Annotated in this window: 3 protein-coding genes and 2 pseudogenes; 2 read left to right on the top strand and 3 right to left on the bottom strand. The window is 32.8% G+C overall.

The genetic code is table 11. The features are described from left to right. Positions 1-418: 418 nt before the first annotated feature. Positions 419-1969, bottom strand: coding sequence for a competence protein CoiA family protein (locus AC2JBO_RS42290; protein WP_496959614.1), 1551 nt, complete (start codon positions 1967-1969; stop codon positions 419-421). A 620-nt stretch (positions 1970-2589) separates the two neighbouring features. Next, a pseudogene (locus AC2JBO_RS42295) lies at positions 2590-2974 on the bottom strand (HAMP domain-containing protein); the annotation flags it as partial. A gap of 351 nt (positions 2975-3325) precedes the next feature. Between AC2JBO_RS42295 and AC2JBO_RS42300 the strand changes: the two are divergent. Then, positions 3326-4003 carry a sigma-70 family RNA polymerase sigma factor gene (locus AC2JBO_RS42300; RefSeq protein ID WP_496959615.1) on the top strand — a complete coding sequence of 226 codons (678 nt, stop codon included), beginning with the start codon at positions 3326-3328 and terminating at the stop codon, positions 4001-4003. A 443-nt stretch (positions 4004-4446) separates the two neighbouring features. After that, positions 4447-4758, top strand: coding sequence for an Npun_R1517 family heterocyst differentiation transcriptional regulator (locus tag AC2JBO_RS42305; RefSeq protein ID WP_496959616.1), 312 nt, complete (start codon positions 4447-4449; stop codon positions 4756-4758). Positions 4759-5472: 714 nt separating this feature from the next. Here AC2JBO_RS42305 and AC2JBO_RS42310 read toward each other — a convergent pair. Then, positions 5473-5742, bottom strand: a pseudogene (locus AC2JBO_RS42310) (response regulator); the annotation flags it as partial. Between the last annotated feature and the right edge of the window lie 90 nt (positions 5743-5832).

The following is a 5832-nucleotide window of genomic DNA, read 5'->3' on the forward strand; positions in this document are numbered from 1 at the left end:
CTTACACATCACAATAAAGCTTGAATTGTAGCAATACTTTTTATGGGCAAGGCGCCTAATACTTTAGTTGGAGTTGCCTAAAGTATGTACAGCGGCGCCATTGCAGTTTGTACCAACTCGATGATTTATTTAGAGGTTGAGCCGAGATACACGCGACAAACGGAAATAGATGCTGAGAATGTTTATCCTGCATGGGTTTGATAAATTGCTACTTTATGTACACAACGCTGTTATGGATAACTCTAAATCAAGGGTATGAGCGCTTCTATTTCCGTTTTAAATCTTATTTCGGCTCAACCTCAACCATGCGTTAAAGCGACATTGATCTGAGGCTGTTATGAAACGTTCCGCGTTAAGCATTTATAGTACTAAGCTAGTACGCAATTCAATTTTGTAAGGTGCCTGTACTAAGTGGGCATCAAGAAATTTGCCTCTTCGCAGCAGTAGATAAGCTGTGCAATAGCATACCTTCTATTAAAGGCACGCCGGACTCAACTGCTTTTTTAGCCGCGTTTATCATACACCGCATCACTGTTTTAAATTCAATTTCTTCATATTTATTTTTAGCATTTAATCTAGTATTAGGAATAATATGGCAATGTTTTAATAACTCATACAATACCAAAATACTACAGTCAGATGCGGAAGTTATAGACAACTTATTGTTGTCTTCCCTAGTTTTAATATACTCAATCTGACCGTAACTAATTAATGCATTAAACAGATTTGCTAATTCACATCTAGTTTTTATTTCTGGAAAATCAAATATATATCCACCATACGGGAATAACATCTCATGATGCGGTTCTACGCTCAAGCTAAAGTTAGGACTAAACTTGTAAACTAATGCTGGATTCCACACCTCAATTTCACACTTCATATATTTACCATCTGCATTTTTAAAACGACTATCAGCTTTAATATATTCGTTAACCATAAATGAAAACTGAATAGCTGTATTTTCATCACTGTTAATTATAGTTCTAACTTGACATTTAATATCAATCTTTTTTGTACCACCTCTGGCGCCATATCGTAAAGCAGGTAAAATATAATATAGAGGGAATTGGTTTATTAATTTGTCGCGTTCTAATCTGGTTAATTGAGAAGCGTTAATATTTGATGAGTTAATTGGTTTACCCTTAACACCATTTTGAACCTGTGCCAAAAACATTTGTAGTTGAGATGGTGCTTTCTGCTGGGTCTGTTCGGGAATAGATAACTGAGAAGTATCAACAATGGATAAGTTTATATTTTTAGCATTACAAAATGCTTTCGTCCAAGGATTAAGTATAATTATTTCAATAATAAATAAGCAGATTTTATTTAGATTTTCTTCTATCAATAATTGCTTTAAAATGTTATATTCTTGAGACTGATTATATAATTTGTATACACTGTAATGTATTATATACTCTAACAAACTACCACTAGACTTTACACACAAGTAATTTATTGCTTCTAAAGCTATTTCTTGCTTTAGCAAAATTTGTTTATCTATGATTTCGGTTTGAGTCAGAATATACTTATCTTGCATTGATTGTTGGTGTATTAGAAAATATTCTGTACAAGCTTTAGTAATATTGTTAATTAATTGATTATGTGTCCATTTTACTGAATGAATCCAATTTTTAAATTTTGAATCGTCAACAATTTTATTTCCATCTAGGAAAATCATCTTTAAGAAGTGTTTTTGAAATATTTCTAGCCTCTGCTCTCTATCTTCAATAAAATCAATATTTTCTGTATAATTACCGTAAGCTGCTGCCCTAAGTTTACATTCCTCTACAAGTCTTGAGTCAGTACCTTTAAAGTGAGCAAAATGAGGCTTCCTAATCTTACCAGTTTTTAGGTAAACAGGTTCTCTACATACAGAACAACGTAAGCCTAACTCAAGGTAGGAAGAAACATCACAATCATTTGCATAAACTATTTTGCCACCTAAAAACATTGCTCTTGCAATATCCATATTTAATTTATTTTATTAATACTCACATTATTACAATAATACCCATTAGTACTTAGCTAATACCTGAGTAAAGTTACTGATAATATTGAATATCGGGGTGCGGGAATCGAAGTAAATAAAGTAAAGCTTCTTCTAATAGCATCCCGCGAATTTGTCCAATAGTAGCTATTTGTTTACCTACAATACTTTTTACAACTTTGGACAAAAGAATAAAAAGCTATAAAATCTTAAATTTGAAAAATCTGTGTTCAGTTGGTATTTGATAAAATCTATTCTAGTTTATCTGATTTTGTCCGCAATATTTAATAAATAATAAAATAAACCCTTAGCCATTGTGACACAATAGCTAAGAGTATAATTACTTATTTAAGCTTGGGCAAACCTCCCCTCAGTTTCACGTCAACTCCTATCTTTATTGTCGTTGACCGTGAATTAGAGCTACTTGTATTGACTACTTCGATGTGACAACTCAAAGCAGTAATCGAGGCTATTAAAGCAATAGCCAGAGGTTTACGCAACTTTTTGAATGGGGTCATTTTTATTTTATAAATTGCGTACAACGTGGCTCTAAACCCACTGGTGTACAGTCCCCTTCAAGTAAAAAATAACATAATAAATCGCGCGCGTGCGAATGTTTCTGAATTAGTGGCGCCTTTGTAACTTACGAGTGCCGCAACTTTTACTTGTTGGACAATATCACGGAGGTTTTGGATGGTTAAATTAAAGGCATCGGCAACGGCGCCGAGTACGGAGCGCGGTTACTTCTGCTTGTACAGTGCGCGTCACCTCATGCGGCGCCTTCCACATCATCGAGTAAGCGAATTATTGAGCGTTGCAAATTTTCTTAGCGCAACTTCAAGTTCTTGTGCCTTGCGTGTAGCAACGGAGTGTCGTGGTAAAAATTCCACTAGTTATTTCATTAAAACCCGCAGCCAACTGTCCAAATTCGTCTTCAGAATAAACAGTTGCTTGTACACCCAAATTACCTTGACGTACCGAGTCAAACTAATCAGATTGTGGAAGCGGCCGCTTTGCAGACGCTTTGTGCCATGTAATCCTAGATAAAACTTAATACCAACATGTCACGCTTTTTGCAAAATTAGCAAACTTACATAGATGCTTGAATAATCATCTTTAGTTAGTACTTATGTTCGATATCAGGGTTAAAACTTCTATTACTACGTTGGAACAAACTTTAAAAGGGGGTAGGAAGCGTGAGATAGGTGGAGATATGTCACCGATAATTAACAAAAAGTCAATTATAAAGATTTTTATGGCAATCAGAGAAAACCTGATTTATAAGCCTATACAAAATCGGCAGATATACAAAAATCGATATGTTTTATTGAGGTAAGCATGAATTTTCAGGAAAAACCAATCAATTTCTCCCATGAAATGTCATCTCTTTTAGAGGAAGCTGATTTAAAAGTAAAAGAAAAAGTCAATTTATTTAATTTATCAATAAAGTTATTATTAGACCCATCAGAACCGCAAAGCTTGATTATTTTAGCTACTATTAAACGTCACCTTCTCCAATTCAAAATAGACGATGATTATGAACCACTTGATATTTTTCAAGAAGCGTATATTCGAGGTTTTAAAAAAGTGATAATGGGAGATGAAATACCATGTCTTCCTGCTTGGATTAAACTAACAGCGTTAAATATTGTACGAGAAAAATTTAGAGAAAAGCAGAAAATGAATAACCTAAAAGAAATGTATAAATCTGAATCAGAATTAATTTTGACTTATAACAATAATGTCAATAGCACTACCGATGCTAATGTTGAAGTGTTAGAATTAGCAATTCAATCTTTGAGTAAAAAAGACTATAATATTTTGAAACTACATATAATTGATGGTCTATCTTGGCGTAAAATTGCTGAATATCTTGTTTCTATAAAAGAGGAATTGGAGGTTAATGAACTTATAATTACACGTCTTCGTAAAAGAGGGCAACGTGCTTTAGAGCGTTTACGTCAAAATTATCATGGCATAATACAAACAGATGATTACAAATCTGGTAAAGGTTAAAATTATAAGTTAAATTGTATATATGTTAGTACATCCAGCAATAAGAGAATGTCAAATATAGTAAAAATGAAGGTAAAAAAATGAAAAATAATGATGCTTCAAAAGCAAACAATTTATCTCAAAATTCCCAAAAATATATGTTAAACTTTTCAGATTATAAACAAATTGCAAAAGAGTATTATGAATTAGCAAATCTTCTTGAAATATCTGATTATGCCGCAGAGCGTATGATTCAAATACTTGAAGCTGCTCAAACTGATGGTAATTTAAATTTCATAATAAATGAAATTGACTACATAATTGCTCAAAAAAATAATTTATTGAATCAAGAAGATTGCTTGATTGATAAAATACACTTGGACGAATCAGGAAATCTTTCTGTGATTATGAAGACAAATAAAGAAGTAAATAAAGAAGAGAACAATAAACTAACACCTGCTTTAATATCTTCAAAAAATCGGCAAATCAATAATGTAGAAGTGGGAGTTTACCAATGCGAAATACATCTTAAATTTCGGTTGGTTGAGGAAAAGAGTTTATTTTCCGATAGAGACCAACTGTTACAAGTACTACTAGAAGCCTTAGTCGATGGTTCTGATGATTTTATAGAGACTTTACAAACTGCTGTTAAAGCACATGAAATTTCGGAATTTAAAGCATCTCCACAAATGCGAAAACAGCTTATGCGTTTACGTAATACAAGTGAGTATATATATACACTAAATAATGATTATGCTAATCGCAAAGCATACTAAACAGGCTATTCAATGCTTTATTCTTAATAATACAAAATAAATTATGTTCTATAAAGTGTATCATTATGACCTAATTTGTTAAGTCATAATTCCTTTTACATTACATCGCCAATGAGAAACAATGAGTTATAATTTATTAATTGTTTTTATACAGTAAATTATAACTCAGAAGGATTAATTATTGTTTTTCTTTCTTCTACTTCGATGTGAAAGCAAAATTATCTTAGATAGTTGACTAACTCTTAAAAGAGTAACAGATATAAAAATCGTGAGCGATAAAATAATTGCAACGGAAATTCCTCCTTGACTTAATAAGTATGTAATGTCCATTTGCTGTTTGATGTCTATCAATGGAATTATTTCGGTTACGTTTTGTTGTTGTTTTAATTCTTGCATACTGGCATATATTTATGAAAAATATCAAAGCTATAGTTCAGCATAAACACAATAATCAATTACTATTTCGCTGCAAATATACAGTAATTGCAGCATAATTAATTGAAACTTTTATTAGTAGTTTTTAGTGTCTAGGTAAGCTTTAGCCTTCTAATGTTGTATGACAATTAAAATGAATAACGTGACTAAAAAAGTGCGAAAATTTTGAGCTACATCGTTAATATAAACCAGAGTATTAGTACAATTGGAATAAAAAACCGGGATAAGCCATATTACATAGATAATTTACGGTTTTTATAGCGCGTCACAACAGCGTGCGGCGCCACGTGAAGTCAGCATAGCGATAGGTAACTGACTCAAACTTGGTTCCTTAGAAATACGAGATAATAATTCCAGTCCATCGCAGCGTGGCATTTCTATATCACAGAATACAATATCGCACGGTAAACCTGAACGTAATTTCTCCCACGCTTCTTGACCATCGCGCGCTTGTTCCACTCTATACCCTGCTTTATTAAACGATAGCGATAACAATTCACGTACTGTTATTGAATCATCCACTATTAACACCGTTGGGTCAATAGTGGCGCCAGTAGACTCTATACCATTTGGAGTCAATACTGCTCGGTTAAGGGAAATAGAGGTAAAAAAGTACTAAACATAGTTCGCGTTTATAAA

It is taken from the genome of Calothrix sp. CBUCES-K 9914 (genome assembly GCF_059640475.1).